Here is a 13,470-nt window from a genome sequence, read left to right on the forward strand (position 1 = left end):
CGTCGTCCACGTCATGCGGCACGGCGAGGTCGCCAACCCGGACGGGGTCCTGTACGGGCGGCTGCCCGGCTACCGCCTCTCCGAGCTGGGCCGGCAGATGGCCGAGCGGGTCGCCGAGCACCTCGCGCCCCGGGACATCACCTACGTCTGCGCCTCCCCGCTGGAGCGGGCCCAGGAGACGGCCACCCCGATCGCCAAGGCGCACGGGCTGGACCTGGCCACCGACGAGCGGCTCATCGAGGCCGACAACGTCTTCCAGGGCAAGACCTTCGGGGTCGGGGACGGCGCGCTGCGCAAGCCGGGCAACTGGAAGCACCTGGTCAACCCGTTCAAGCCGTCGTGGGGCGAGCCGTACGTCGACATCGTCGTGCGGATGATGCAGGCGCTGGACTCCGCCAAGGACCGGGCGCGGGGGCACGAGGCCGTCCTCGTCAGCCACCAGCTGCCGATCTGGATCGTGCGGTCGTACGTCGAGAAGCGGCGGCTGTGGCACGACCCGCGCAAGCGGCAGTGCACGCTCGCCTCGCTGACGTCCTTCACCTACCAGGGCGACAAGCTCGTGTCCGTCGGTTACAGCGAGCCGGCCCGCGATCTCGTCCCCGCCCATCTCCTCGCGGGTGCCAAGCCGGTGAAGGGGAAGAGCAAGGCCTTCGGCGCCTGAGGCTCCGTTTGGCGAAGTCATGGGACCCCATTGGGAGATGAGAAATCCCCTTTGGGATCCCATGACACGTTCGTGACAATTGTGGCGAGATCAACGTGATCGTCAGGAACCTCTCCCTTCGTCATGTCCTCTGAATGGGTGACCACCACAGGACATGACGATCGGGGTTGGAATGAGTGCTCTCACTCGAAGGGGAATGCTCGGGCTCGGCGCGGGCGCCGCGGCCGCCGTCGGACTCTCCGGCTGCGGCACCCTCACGGAGTCAGAGGGGTCGACGCGTGGTTCGGGTTCCAACGGTGGCGGATCCGCCAAGCCTTCGCCCTCCGCCCGCCCCATCGGTGACGGCTCGACCTCCTTCACCGGCAAGCAGCCCCACCAGCCCGGGAAGCCCGAGCCGCTGGAGCCGGGACAGACCCCGCCGCAGTTCGTGATCTTCTCCTGGGACGGCGCCGGAGAGGTCGGCAACGGGCTCTTCCCCCGCTTCCTCGACCTCGCCAAGCAGCACGGCGCGTCCATGACCTTCTTCCTGTCCGGGCTGTATCTGCTGCCCGAGTCGAAGAAGCGCCTCTACAACCCGCCGAACAACCCGCGCGGCGCCTCGGACATCGGCTACCTCACCGACGAGCACGTCAGGGCCACGCTCACCAACGTCCGCCGCGCCTGGCTCGAAGGGCACGAGATAGGCACCCACTTCAACGGCCACTTCTGCTCCGGCTACGGCACCGTCGGCAACTGGACGCCCGCGCAGTGGAGGAGCGAGATAGCGCAGGCCAAGGCCTTTGTGAAGGAGTGGCGGACCAACACCGGCTGGACCGACATGCCGTCCCTGCCCTTCGACTACGAGAAGGAGCTCGTCGGCGGCCGCACGCCCTGTCTGCTCGGGCAGAACAACCTGCTGCCCACCGCCAAGCAACTCGGCTGGCGCTACGACGCCTCCTCGCCCGGCGGCCGCCAGGTCTGGCCCGAGAAGAAGCACGGGCTGTGGGACCTGCCGCTGCAGCAGATCCCGTTCCCCGGGCGCAGCTTCGAGGTCCTGTCCATGGACTACAACATGCTCGCCAACCAGTCGGTCAACTCGACCAAGGCGCCCGCCTACAACTATCCGGGCTGGCGCACCCAGGCCTCGAAGGCCTACATAGCCGGCTTCCGGCGGGCATATGAGACAAACCGTGCGCCCTTCTTCATAGGCAACCACTTCGAGCACTGGAACGGCGGCATCTACATGGACGCCGTCGAGGAGGCGTTCAAGCACATCGCGCGGGAGAAGGAGAAGGGTGCCGACGTCCGCCTCGTCTCCTTCCGGCAGTTCGCCGACTGGATCGACGTACAGAAGCCGGAGGTCCTCGCCAAGCTGCGTACCCTCGGCGTCGGCCAGCGACCGGTGGGCGGCTGGAAGACGTTCCTCAAGGAGACCCCCTCCTCCTCGTCCTCATCCCAGGGACAGGCTGCCTGAAATGCGGTTTTCCCCCCGCAAGGGGGGTGCGCACGACCCCGGGAACGGACATGCGAAACTTTTCACATGAGTGCCGCCAGCCGCGCCCCCCTGCGCTCGAACCGCGCACGTCGCCGAGCCGTCCTGACCACCGCCGGTGCCGCGGTCGCCGCGCTGCTGATGACCGCCTGCTCTTCCGGAGGCACCTCCGGCGGGGGCGGTGACACCAACTTCGTCATGGGCAAGGACGGCATCTCCACCGCGAAGAAGGGGGAACGGGCCGCGGCGCCCGACCTCTCCGGCAAGACCGTCAACGGGGGACAACTCGACGTCGCCTCCTTCAAGGGCAAGGTCGTCGTCCTGAACGTCTGGGGCTCCTGGTGTGCCCCCTGCCGTGCCGAGGCGCCCAACTTCGAGAAGGTCTACCAGGACCTCAGGAGCAAGGGCGTCCAGTTCGTCGGCATCAACACCCGCGACACCAGCACCCAGAACGCGGTCGCCTTCGAGAAGCAGCAGGGCATCACCTACCAGAGCCTCTACGACCCCACGGGCAAGCTGATGCTCCGCTTCAAGAGGGGCACGCTCAACCCGCAGGCGGTCCCCTCCACGCTCGTCCTCGACCGGGAGGGCAAGATCGCCGCCCGGTCGCTGGCCGCGCTCAGCGAGGACAAGCTGCGCGCGATGATCGCCCCCGTCCTCGCGGAGAAGTGACGTGACCTCAGTCACCACGCTCGCCGCCGAGACGGGCTACAACAACACGGTGCTCCACGGCGCACTGCTGCTCGCCCTGCCCATCGCGCTGCTCGGCGGCCTCATCTCCTTCTTCTCCCCGTGCGTCCTGCCGCTCGTACCCGGCTATCTGTCGTACGTCACCGGAGTCGCCGGCACCGACCTGGCCGAGGCCCGGCGCGGGCGGATGGTCGCCGGGGCCTCCCTCTTCGTGCTCGGCTTCACCGCCGTGTTCGTCTCCACCGGGGCCCTGTTCGGCTCCTTCGGCTACACCCTCCAGCAGAACAAGGACGTCCTCACGAAGGTGCTGGGCGTGCTCATGATCCTCATGGGTGTCTTCTTCATGGGCCTGATGCCCTGGATGACCCAGCGTGAGTTCCGCTTCCACAAGCGGCCCGTGGCAGGGCTTGCGGGTGCCCCGTTCCTGGGCGCGCTCTTCGGTATCGGCTGGACCCCGTGCATCGGTCCGACCCTCGCCTCCGTGATCGCCCTCTCCACGGAGCAGGGCAGCGCGGGCCGCGGCGCCGTACTGACCGTCGCCTACTGCCTCGGTCTCGGCGTACCGTTCGTGCTCGCCGCGGTCGCCTTCCGCAAGGCCCTCGGTGTTTTCGGCTGGGTCAAGCGCCACTATGTCTGGGTGATGCGGATCGGCGGCACGATGATGATCGTGACCGGTCTGCTGCTGCTGACCGGCGCCTGGGACCGCGTCGTGCAGGACATGCAGTCCTGGTCCGACGGCTTCACTGTGGGGATCTGATCGATGAGCAAGACCACCACCGGTACGCCCCCCGAGCGGGCCGAGGACCCGGACCTCGGCGCCGCCGGCTCCCAGCTCTCCACCGCCCCCAGGGAGGAACTGGCGAACCTGCCCGCCCTGGGCGTCATCGGCTGGGCCCGCTGGTTCTGGCGGCAGCTCACCTCCATGCGGGTCGCGCTGCTGCTGCTCCTGCTCCTCTCCCTCGGCGCGATCCCCGGCTCGCTGATCCCGCAGTCCGGCATCGACGAGACGAAGGTCGCCGACTTCCGCAAATCCCACACCTTCCTGGCGCCGGTCTACGACAAGCTCGGCCTCTTCCACGTCTACAGCTCGGTGTGGTTCTCCGCGATCTACATCCTGCTGTTCGTCTCCCTCATCGGCTGCATCGTCCCGCGCACCTGGCAGTTCATCGGCCAGCTCCGCGGCCGCCCGCCGGGCGCCCCCAAGCGCCTGACCCGGCTGCCCGCCTACACCACCTGGCGCACCGGGACCGAACCCGAGCAGGTACGCGAGGCCGCCCTCGCCCTTCTCAAGAAGCGCCGCTTCCGCGCCCACCTCGCCGGTGACGCCGTAGCCGCCGAGAAGGGCTATCTGCGGGAGGTCGGCAACCTCGCCTTCCACATCGCGCTGATCGTGATGCTGATCGCCTTCGCCTGGGGCCAGCTCTTCAAGTCCGAGGGCAACAAGCTGGTCGTCGAGGGCGACGGCTTCTCCAACACCACCACGCAGTACGACGACTTCAAGTCCGGCAACCTCTTCACCACCGATGACCTGGTGCCGTTCAGCTTCCACCTGGACAAGTTCACCGGCACCTACGAGGCCAGCGGCCCCAACAAGGGCACCCCGCGCACCTACCAGGCCGCCCTCACCTACAGCCAGGGCGCCTACGGCAAGGACAAGAAGGACCTCGTCAAGGTCAACGAGCCGCTGGAGATCGGCGACGCCAAGGTCTACCTCACCGCCCACGGCTACGCCCCCGTCATCACCGTCCGCGACGGCAAGGGCAACGTCGTCTACCGCGACGCCGTACCGCTCCTCCCGCTCGACTCCAACGTCACCTCCACCGGTGTGGTCAAGGTCCTCGACGGCTACAAGAACGCCCAGGGCGTCAGCGAACAGCTGGGCATCTCGGCCTTTCTCCTGCCGACCTACACCCCGGGCAGCGAGACGGCCTCCACATTCCCCGCGCTGCGCAACCCGGTGCTGAACCTGACGCCGTACCACGGCGACCTCGGCGTCGACTCCGGCATCCCGCAGAGCGTCTACCAGCTCGACAAGGCGCATGTGAAGGAGTTCAAGGACTCCAAGGGCCAGCAGCTCAGGGACAACCTGAGGCCCGGCCAGACCATGCAGCTCCCGAACGGCGCCGGCTCGATCACCTACGAGACCACGAGGCAGTGGGCGAACTTCCAGATCGTCCAGCAGCCCGGCACCTCCTGGGCGCTCGCCGGCTCCCTCACCGCGATCTTCGGCCTTGCCGCCTCCCTGTTCATCCAGCGCCGCCGCGTCTGGGTGCGGGCCGTCAAGGGCGCCGACGGTGTGACGGTCGTCGAGATGGCCGGCCTCGGCCGCAGCGAGTCCGCCAAGGTGCCGGAGGAACTCGGCGACCTCGCCGGGATCCTGTACGACCAGGCATCGGGCGCACCTGACCTCGATGAGCACTCCCACGACTCCGACGCCGAACCCGACGCCGGCTCACCGGACCAAGACGACACCACCACCCCCGACACCGACGTCGTACCTGCCGAAGGGGCTGAGACGCAGTGACTCTCGCCACCGGAACCGAGTTGGCCACGGCCACCAACGAACACCTCGCGAACATCAGCAACACGCTGATCTACTCCGCGATGGCCGTCTACACCCTGGCCTTCTTCGCGTACATCGCCGAATGGCTCTTCGGCAGCCGAAGCAAGGTCGGCCGTACGGCCGCCGCGCTCACCTCGGAGGCGAAGGGAGCCAAGGGCAAGGCCCCCGCCGTCATGGTGAACAAGGCCGGCGGCACCGCCGTACTGGAGCGGCCCAAGGTCGTCGTACGGTCCGCGGCCGGCGCCCGTGACGTGCCGGACGGGCCCGGGGCACACGGCGGGGACGAGCAGGGTGACCTCTACGGGCGTATCGCCATCTCGCTCACCGTGCTCGCGTATCTCGTGCACCTCGCCGGCGTGATCGCCCGCGCGGCCTCGGTGGAGCGGGCGCCGTGGGGCAACATGTACGAGTTCAACATCACGTTCTCCGCGGTGGCCGTCACCGTGTACCTGGTGCTGCTCGCGCTGAAGAAGAACGTCCGCTGGCTCGGCCTGTTCCTGATCACCACGGTCCTCCTCGACCTCGGCATCGCCGTCACTGTCTTGTACACCGCCAGTGACCAGTTGGTTCCCGCCCTGCACTCGTACTGGCTGTACATCCACGTCTCCACCGCCATCCTGTGCGGCGCGGTCTTCTACGTGGGCGCGGTCGGCACGCTGCTGTACCTCTTCAAGGACTCGTACGAGACGAAGCTGGAGAACGGCGGCACCCCCGGCCGCTTCGCCACCTCGTTCCTGGAGCGCCTGCCCTCCTCGTCCTCGCTGGACAAGTTCTCGTACCGCATCAACGCGGCCGTCTTCCCGCTGTGGACGTTCACGATCATCGCGGGCGCCATCTGGGCGGAGTCGGCCTGGGGCCGCTACTGGGGCTGGGACCCGAAGGAGACCTGGGCGTTCATCACCTGGGTCGCCTACGCCTGCTACCTGCACGCCCGCGCCACCGCAGGCTGGAAGGGCCGCAAGGCCGCCTATCTGGCGCTGATCGCCTTCGGCTGCTGGCTGTTCAACTACTACGGCGTCAACATCTTCGTCTCCGGCAAGCACTCGTACGCGGGCGTCTGAGCCGTACAGGGCCGACACTGGTGTCATGAGCGGTTCCATCGCACAGGGCACCAGTCAGAGCCATGGGAACACGCACATGCTGCACTTCCTGGTGCGGGTCCCACGGCGCATGGAGGACGTCTGGCCGTCGGTGGCCACCCCCGAGGGGCTCGCCCGGTGGTTCACCGCCGCCGACGTCCTCGAACCCAGGCTCGGCGGCGCGGTCACCCTGCGTGACGTGGGCAGCGGCCGGGTCACCGCCTGGGACGTGGACCGGGTCGCCGAGTACACGCTGGACGACGGCGACCGGATCCGTTTCCACCTGGAACGGGACGGCGACGAAGGCACGGCCCTCCGCTTCACCCATGAGTACCGGGGAGCCGAGGCGGCGGAACCCGCCTGGCGGGCCCGCTTCGAGAAGCTGGTCAGCCGACCGTGATCGAGTCCAGCTTCTCCCGCAGATAGCGGTGCGAGTCGACCGGCTCGTACGCCACCCGTCCGACCGGCGCCGGCACGGACTCCACCAGCGTCCCCGGTGTGCACTCGCCGAAGTACACGAGCGACATCAGCTCCTCGGCGGGCGCGTCCGCGGGCGGCGGCAGCACCCGGTGCCGCCCCGACCGCCACCGGTCACCGGTCCAACGGGCCATCAGGTCCCCGATGTTGATGGTGAAGGCCTCCGGGTCGAAGGGCGCGTCCTCCCAGCCGCCCTCGTCCGTGTACACCTGCAGCCCGCCCTTGCCCGCCTGCCGGTCGAGGATCGTGACCGTGCCGAAGTCGGTGTGCGGCCCGATGCGGAACTGACCCGGCTGCGGCTCCCCGACGACCTCCGTGCCCGGGTACCAGTTGATGTTGAAGCCGTACGTCGGGTGGTCCATGTGCCGGGAGAAGAAGTCCGGTTCGAGGCCCAGCGCCTCGCCGAGCAGGGACAGGAGCTGCTTCTCCAGCTCGCCCATGCGCTCCAGGTACTCCTCGCACAGCGTCTTGAGCTCCGGCACTTCCCGTGGCCACACATTGGGCGCGTACCACTCCGCGTTGACGACGGGGTCCTCGAAGGGCTCGTGCGTCGCGAACGTCAGTGACTCCTTCAGGTCCGGCGGGGTCTCGGTGCCCTCCGAGTAGCCGTTGGCCTCGGCGCCCGGGCCGAGCCAGCCGCGGCCGCCGACCTTCGCCGCGTACGGCTGCTTGACGTCGACGGGCAGCCGGAAGAACGCCCGGGCCGCCTCCCGGATCGCGGACCGCAGCGCCGGATCCACGCCGTGTCCGGTGACCAGCAGGAACCCGGCGGTCTGCAGGGCCTTGTCGACGGTGCGGGCGATGGCGGCGCGGGCGTCCTCGTCGCCGTCGAGCCAGGGCCGCAGGTCGATGGTCGGAATACGCGGATCACTCACCGATGTCCTCGTTCCACAGTGCCGGATGGTTCTTGATGAAGTCGCGCATCATCCCGATGCACTCGGGGTCGTCCAGCAGCACGATCCGCACGCCGTGCTCCGCCAGCCAGTCGTGCCCGCCGTGGAAGGTGGCCGCCTCGCCGACCACCACCCGGGAGATGCCGAACTGGCGGACCAGGCCGGAGCAGTACCAGCACGGCGAGAGGGTCGTGACCATCGTCGTACCACGATACGAGCGCTGCCGTCCCGCATTGCGGAAAGCGGCCGTCTCCGCGTGCATCGAGGGGTCGTCGTCCTGGACGCGCCGGTTGTGGCCGCGGCCGAGCAGGGTGCCGTCGGCACTGTAGAGCGCGGCGCCGATCGGGATGCCGCCCTCCGCGAGCCCGGCGCGCGCCTCCGCGACGGCGGTGGCGAGCCAGGCCCGTGCCGTCGCCCGGTCCATGGGGTCCTCAAGGTCCATGTCCTCACTCTGCTGTGGCCGAAACACGAGGGCAACGTGCGGAAAGTACTCTCCGGGCATCCCGCCGCCGGACGAACTGTCCACGCGCCGTCCCTGGAGGTGCCCGTGGCCGCACTCACCCTCCGCGAAGTCCTGGACCTCGATCCCGTCCGCGCGTCCGAACCCGCCCTCCTCGCCGGCGAGGGCGCCCTGGACCGCCCGGTCCGCTGGGTGCACTCCAGCGAGGTGTACGAGGGAGCCAACTTCCTCGACGGCGGAGAACTGCTGCTCACGAACGGTTTCGGCCTGATGGACGCCGACGAGGAGGTCCGCCGCCGGTACGTCCGCGAGCTGGCCGCGCGGGGTGCCGCCGGGCTGGCGGTGGAGGTGGGCCGCTCACTGCCGCAGATGCCCCCCGAGGTCGTCGACGAGGCCCGCCGCCTGGGCCTGCCCCTGCTGGCCCTGCACCGGGTCGTGCCCTTCGTACGCCTCACGGAGGCGGCGAACCGCGCGATCGTGGCCCGGGGACTGGCCGGGCGGTCGGTGGTCCGCCCCTGGGGCGAGGACCACACGGCGGCCCTGCTCGCCGACCTGGCCGACCGCGCGGCCCTCAACCAGCCGGAGGTCGAGGCACGGTGCGCGCTCGCCGGGTTCCACCCGGGGCCGGGCGCCCGGCTCGTCGGGGTGTCGGTGCACGGCACGCGCGAAGTGGCCGCCGTGGACCGGGCGGTACGGCTGCTGGGCGGGGCGCGGGTGCTGCGGGCGCCGTTCCCGGGGGATGTGCTGGCACTGCTCGCGCTGCCCGGCGACGGCGGCTTCCGCGCCGGTGATCCGGTCCGTGCCGTCCAGGAGGCCTTCCGTACGGCGGCCGACGCGGGGCTCACCGTCGCCGTCGGGCACGCCGTCGACGCGGGCAGCGGCTGGCTGCGCTGGAGCGACACGCTGCGGGCGGCCCGTACGACGCTGGAGCTGGCCCTGACCGTGCCGGCGGCCGAACCGCCCGCCCCCGAGGGCCCGTTGGTCACCTCCGCCCGTGCGCTCGCCCTGGAACGGGAGCTGACCCGCGGCGGCATCGACGCCAACCGCGAGCGCCTCGACCGGCTGGTCCAGCACACCCTGGGCCCGCTGCTGGCCTGGGAGGCGGCTCACCCCAGCGACCTGGTCCGCACCCTGGAGGTCCATCTGCGGAACGGCTGCTCCCCGACCCGGACCGCGGCCCTGCTGCACATCGGCCGCCAGTCGCTCTACCAGCGGCTGGAGCGGATCGAGTCCCTGCTGGGGCTTGAGATCGACGATCCGGAGCTGTTGGGGGAGCTGCTGGCGGCGGTGTGTGCGCATCGGGTGGTGCGGGGGCGCTCCGCTGGGGGTGCCGTGACAGGCCGCCGGTCGTCCGCGGGTCCGTCGGGGCTGGTCGCGCCCCGCGGCGCAGCCGCACATCGACACAGCGCCGCGCCCCTTTCGGGGCGCGTTCCCAGCGCAGGGTGACCTGGCCAGGTCCGTTGCAGGGGGCCGAGGTCCTCGGGGCCGCTCCGCCCTCGCGGATGGCGTCCATCGGGTCGAAGTCCACCTTACGAAGTGGTCGGCGAAGCCGGACCGGATACGCGCCGTCGTCGACCGCCCTCAGCCGCTCACCCGCAGCAGCAGCTTCCCGGTGCTGGTCCGTGTCCCCATCAGCCGGTGGGCCTCCGCAGCCTCCTGCAGCCCGAACTCGGCGGTCACCGGCAGGGACACCGTGCCGTCCACCGCCTTTGCGAAGGCCCGCTCGGCGAGGGAGCGCAGCTCGCCGGGGGCCGTCTTCGCCAGCGTGAGGATCGAGAAGCCGCCCACCGACACACCGGAGGGGTAGAGCTCCGGCTGGCCGACGTGCCAGGCCGGCGCCGAGCTTGCGTTGCCGAAGGAGACCAGGCGCCCGAAGACCGCGAGCGAGGCCAGGCTGCCGCGGAACGTCTCGCCGCCGACCGGGTCGAGCGCGAGGTCGACGCCCCGGCCGCCGGTCGCCTTCCGTACCGCCTCGGTGAACTCGCCGACGAACACCTCGTCGTAGCCGTACTCGCGCGCGTACGCCGCCTTGGCCGCGCCCGACACCACCCCGTACACGGCCCCCGCGCCGGCCGCCTTCGCCAGCTGTCCGACCACCGTGCCGACGCCGCCCGCCGCGCCCTGCACGAGCACCGTCTCGCCCGGCTGCAGCCGGCCCACCGCGTGCACCAGGGCGTATGCCGTCGGCAGTACGGTCGGCAGGGTCGCCGCCGTGCGCAGGTCGACGCCGGCCGGGACCGAGAAGACGGTCGCGGCGTTCGCGAGTGCGACATCCGCGTAAGCGCCGCCCTCCGTCAGTGCCGTCACCTCCTGGCCGACGGACAGACCCGTGACCCCCTCGCCGAGCGCGCGGATGCGCCCCGAGGCCTCCAGTCCGGGCACGAAGGGCAGTTGCGGCACCCGGTAGCCCTCGCCGCGCGCCTTGAGGTCGGCGAAGTTCACCCCGGTGTACGCCACGTCGAGGCTCACCTGGCCCGGACCGGGCTCGGGGACCTCCGCCTCCACGACCTTCAGGACCTCGGGTCCGCCGTACTCCTGGAACTCCACCGCACGCATGCCGCACCACCCATGACTGTTCGGTCCACGACTGTTCCCTGGACTGTTCAATGAAAAGCGAACAGTCGCGAGTGTATGATTTCCATCGAACACTCTGCAAGACGTGAACCTGGGCAAGGCGTGAAGGAGACCCGCGTGGCGCAGCACACCAGTCATCGGGCCGCTCCCGAGCACACCCACCCGGACGACGTCTCCGTGCAGACCGCCCTCGCCGCGCTCGCCGATCCCGTACGGATCAGCCTCGTCAGGGAGCTGGCGGGCTCGGCGGAGTGGTCGCGCAGTTGCGGCAGCTTCGACGTGCCGGTCGGCAAGGCGGCGCTCAGCCATCACTTCACGGTGCTGCGGGGCGCGGGCCTGGTGGAGCAGCGGGACGAGGGGCCCCGGCGGGTCAACCGGCTGCGGCGGGCGGAGTTCGAGGCCCGCTTCCCGGGGCTGCTGGACCTCGTCCTGCGGGACGAACCGACGCTCTGAACCTCTGCGCCCCCTCCCGCGTCACAGTGCTGACGCCAACGCACGGGGACGGAGGGGGACATGGGCAGCAACCGCACCTGGGTCGCATCGGCCGGAGCGAGCGCCGCGCTGGTGGTGGCGGCGGGCCTGTACGTCCAGGCCATGGGGGCGGGACACACCGACGGAGGCCTCCGAGCGGCCCCCGACCGGATCAAGTCGGCGGTCGCGGACCGCACTTGTGCCGGCACCCGCCCCGCCGACAGCCTTCCCGACCGCGACGACGGCACGCCGCTGATGCGTGTGGTCGTACACGTCGACGAACTGGCCCGGAAGAAGTACGCCGACGTCTACACGGGCCTCTCCGTCGACGAGGAGCACCGGTCGGTCGACGTCTGGCGCATGCCCTCAGCCGCCCTGGACGACGTGATCTGCCGGGCGGCTGTGCGGGGTGTGACCGTGCGGCTGCACGACACCGACGTCAGCGGAAGGACCCTGCACGCCCTCTCCGACCGGATCGGCGACGACATGCACCGCTGGGACGGCACCTTCGAGATGCGCGAAGTCGCCGCGGACGAACGGGGCTTCGTCCTCATCGGGGTCGACGACCCCGACAAGGCGGAACCGATCCTCAAGAAGGCCTACGGCGGGCACGACAGCCGGTACATCAGGGTCGAGCACGCGGATCAGGCGGAACCGGTGGACGCCGGCTGAGCCTTCGCGCGGCGCAGCACCGCATACAGCCCCGCGCTCACCACGAACCCGACCACCGGAGTGATGTCGCCGAAGGACGGCCAGTGCTTCGGTACGTAACCGACGTAGTCCTCCTGGTTGGAGAAGAGCGGCACCGACACCGCGATGCCGATCACCAGGGCGGCCAGTCCCGGCCAGTTGGTGAAGGAGCGGTCGCTCAGGCGGGCGGTCAGCTCCTCGTCCGTGGCCGTGCGGCCCTGCAGCCACCGCTCCACCAGGACGACACCCAGCCACGGCGCCACCCAGTACGCGATGACCAGCAGGAACGCCTCGTACGCCGACCCCGCGTCGGACAGCGACGCCCACGCGGCCGCCGTACCGGCGACACCCGACACCACGACCAGCACGCTGCGGCTCAGCCAGGTGGGGAGCTTCAGGCCGAAGGAGGCGATGGAGATCGCGCCCGAGTAGATGTTGAGGGCGTTCGCGGAGATGCCGCCGAGGATGATGGCGAGGAGCACCAGGTCGCCCAGCCAGCCCGGGAGATGACCGGTGAAGGCCGCCGTCGGGGTGGCGTCCTTGGGGGCCACGATGGTCGCCGAGGCCGCCCCGATGATCGCCACGAGGGCGACCGACACGAACAGGCCGACCGCGGGGTAGAGGACCGTCCTGAACCGGTTCGCGGTGCGCGGCAGATAGCGGGAGTAGTCCGTGGCGTACGGGTTCCAGCCGGCCGCATAGCCCCAGGCCGCGCTGAAGGCGAGCAGGAAGCCGCCGATGCCGCCGCCGCTGCCGCCCCCGCCGAGGTCCGCGTCCTTGAACGTCCACACGCCCGCCAGCAGGAAGATCACCGCGAGGGCCGGGAAGGCGTATTTCTCGAAGGTGTGGACGAAGTTGTGGCCGATGAAGCCGATCAGGATCTCGGCCACGACCACCAGGAGGAGCGAGGGCAGCGGGCGCAGGCCCGTCAGCGTGTTCAGGGCGAAGGCAGCGCTCACGCTGTTCACCGCGAACCAGCCCACGCCCGCCACCAGGCCGTTGGCCGCGGCCGGCAGGATGTTGCCGAGGCGGCCGAAGGAGAAGCGGCCGATGACCATCTGCGGCACACCGAACCGCGGCCCGTCCAGGGACAGCACGCCCTGCGTGATCGCGCCGAGCGCGGTGCCGAGCACGATGGCGGCCGTGGCCTGCCAGAAGCTCAGACCGAAGAACAGCACCGAGATCACACCGATGAAGACGGTCGCGAACTCGATGTTGGGGGAGGCCCAGGTCCACAGCAGCTGCAGCGGCGAGCCATGGCGTTCGGCGTCCGGGATGGGCTCGGAGCCCGCCGTCTCGACGGCGATGACCTTGTCACCGTATGCGGGGGCGAGGGTGCCGGAGGAGTCGGCGGGAGCAGTCGTCATGCGAGGTAAGTGTCCGGTTCCGGCCGGTCCGGGCACAGGGGCGCACTGTCCGCTTCGGTGGGCTCTGCGGCGTA

At 70.2% G+C, this 13,470-nt stretch carries 14 protein-coding genes; 10 read left to right on the forward strand and 4 right to left on the reverse strand.

The features are described 5' to 3' along the window. The first annotated feature begins 13 nt into the window (after positions 1 to 13). The 7 genes from ACIBW9_RS38645 to ACIBW9_RS38675 all read left to right on the forward strand — a co-directional run bounded on the left by ACIBW9_RS38645 (position 14) and on the right by ACIBW9_RS38675 (position 6,864). Entirely contained in the window at positions 14 to 661 is a 648-nt protein-coding gene (locus ACIBW9_RS38645; RefSeq protein WP_398962569.1) for a histidine phosphatase family protein, read from the forward strand. A 172-nt stretch (positions 662 to 833) separates the two neighbouring features. Then, on the forward strand, positions 834 to 2,114 hold the full coding sequence (locus tag ACIBW9_RS38650) for a hypothetical protein (RefSeq protein WP_398962343.1): 1,281 nt from the start codon (positions 834 to 836) through the stop codon (positions 2,112 to 2,114). Positions 2,115 to 2,180: 66 nt separating this feature from the next. Continuing rightward, positions 2,181 to 2,804 (forward strand): TlpA family protein disulfide reductase, encoded by a 624-nt coding sequence (locus ACIBW9_RS38655; protein WP_398962345.1) that lies wholly within the window; start codon positions 2,181 to 2,183, stop codon positions 2,802 to 2,804. A 1-nt stretch (position 2,805) separates the two neighbouring features. After that, positions 2,806 to 3,579 carry a cytochrome c biogenesis CcdA family protein gene (locus ACIBW9_RS38660; protein ID WP_398962348.1) on the forward strand — a complete coding sequence of 258 codons (774 nt, stop codon included), beginning with the start codon at positions 2,806 to 2,808 and terminating at the stop codon, positions 3,577 to 3,579. A gap of 3 nt (positions 3,580 to 3,582) precedes the next feature. Beyond that, positions 3,583 to 5,346 (forward strand): cytochrome c biogenesis protein ResB, encoded by a 1,764-nt coding sequence (locus tag ACIBW9_RS38665; RefSeq protein ID WP_398962351.1) that lies wholly within the window; start codon positions 3,583 to 3,585, stop codon positions 5,344 to 5,346. Beyond that, positions 5,343 to 6,446 (forward strand): c-type cytochrome biogenesis protein CcsB, encoded by a 1,104-nt coding sequence (gene ccsB / locus ACIBW9_RS38670; protein WP_398962354.1) that lies wholly within the window; start codon positions 5,343 to 5,345, stop codon positions 6,444 to 6,446. The genes ACIBW9_RS38665 and ccsB overlap by 4 nt, the downstream gene beginning before the upstream one ends. Positions 6,447 to 6,471: 25 nt before the next feature. Continuing rightward, positions 6,472 to 6,864, forward strand: a complete 393-nt coding sequence (locus ACIBW9_RS38675) for an SRPBCC domain-containing protein (protein WP_398962357.1) — start codon at positions 6,472 to 6,474, stop codon at positions 6,862 to 6,864. Here ACIBW9_RS38675 and ACIBW9_RS38680 read toward each other — a convergent pair. Then, a complete protein-coding gene (locus tag ACIBW9_RS38680; protein WP_398962360.1) occupies positions 6,851 to 7,816 on the reverse strand; it encodes an isopenicillin N synthase family dioxygenase in 966 nt (321 codons plus the stop codon). The two genes, ACIBW9_RS38675 and ACIBW9_RS38680, sit on opposite strands and share 14 nt — an antisense overlap. Then, positions 7,809 to 8,276 carry a nucleoside deaminase gene (locus ACIBW9_RS38685; protein ID WP_398962363.1) on the reverse strand — a complete coding sequence of 156 codons (468 nt, stop codon included), beginning with the start codon at positions 8,274 to 8,276 and terminating at the stop codon, positions 7,809 to 7,811. Before ACIBW9_RS38685 ends, ACIBW9_RS38680 begins: the two co-directional genes overlap by 8 nt. A 105-nt stretch (positions 8,277 to 8,381) precedes the next feature. Between ACIBW9_RS38685 and ACIBW9_RS38690 the strand changes: the two genes are divergently transcribed. Then, a complete protein-coding gene (locus tag ACIBW9_RS38690; protein WP_398962366.1) occupies positions 8,382 to 9,740 on the forward strand; it encodes a PucR family transcriptional regulator in 1,359 nt (452 codons plus the stop codon). Between the two features lie 135 nt (positions 9,741 to 9,875). Here the strand turns inward: ACIBW9_RS38690 and ACIBW9_RS38695 are convergent, their stop codons facing one another. Further along, a complete protein-coding gene (locus ACIBW9_RS38695; RefSeq protein WP_398962369.1) occupies positions 9,876 to 10,850 on the reverse strand; it encodes a zinc-binding alcohol dehydrogenase family protein in 975 nt (324 codons plus the stop codon). Between the two features lie 135 nt (positions 10,851 to 10,985). On the opposite strand from ACIBW9_RS38695, the gene ACIBW9_RS38700 reads away from it, so the two are divergent. Both ACIBW9_RS38700 and ACIBW9_RS38705 read left to right on the forward strand, forming a co-directional pair. Further along, entirely contained in the window at positions 10,986 to 11,321 is a 336-nt protein-coding gene (locus ACIBW9_RS38700; protein WP_398962373.1) for an ArsR/SmtB family transcription factor, read from the forward strand. 60 nt (positions 11,322 to 11,381) lie between these two features. Beyond that, positions 11,382 to 12,011, forward strand: coding sequence for a hypothetical protein (locus tag ACIBW9_RS38705; RefSeq protein ID WP_398962376.1), 630 nt, complete (start codon positions 11,382 to 11,384; stop codon positions 12,009 to 12,011). Here the strand turns inward: ACIBW9_RS38705 and ACIBW9_RS38710 are convergent. Beyond that, entirely contained in the window at positions 11,984 to 13,396 is a 1,413-nt protein-coding gene (locus ACIBW9_RS38710) for a purine-cytosine permease family protein (RefSeq protein ID WP_398962379.1), read from the reverse strand. The two genes, ACIBW9_RS38705 and ACIBW9_RS38710, sit on opposite strands and share 28 nt — an antisense overlap. Between the last annotated feature and the right edge of the window lie 74 nt (positions 13,397 to 13,470).

This window comes from Streptomyces sp. NPDC049541 (assembly GCF_044465725.1).
Lineage (GTDB): Bacteria > Actinomycetota > Actinomycetes > Streptomycetales > Streptomycetaceae > Streptomyces.